Annotated in this window: 1 protein-coding gene; it reads right to left on the bottom strand. The window is 47.3% G+C overall.

The genetic code is table 11. From position 1 onward, the window contains the following. On the bottom strand, window positions 1-277 hold a 277-nt coding region (locus Q5762_RS38175; protein WP_315896908.1), incomplete at both ends, for a hypothetical protein.

The following is a 277-nucleotide window of genomic DNA, read 5'->3' as shown; positions in this document are numbered from 1 at the left end:
AAAATTTTATCGTCAAGGTCTGCCCTAGTATTAAGAGGGTTGGTGTCTGTAAATTGAGTATTGGCTCCCCAGCTGCGGCCAACATCGGTGAAAGCGGCAAAACCCACATCAAAAATTTGCCACAGGTTCCAATCGGTATAATGGCGGTATTCTGCTGTGGCGACCATTCTATTATCACCACGTTGGTAATACAGCGGGAATGCGCGTAGTCCGCTATCGCCGCCTAAATACAAGGCTTCGTCATCAAATAAATTACGTCCGCGCTCAGCTGAGATAC

The sequence above is a fragment of the Streptomyces sp. P9(2023) genome (assembly GCF_032436795.1).
Taxonomy (GTDB): Bacteria; Actinomycetota; Actinomycetes; order Streptomycetales; family Streptomycetaceae; genus Streptomyces.
This window is presented reverse-complemented; position numbering and strand designations above follow the sequence as displayed.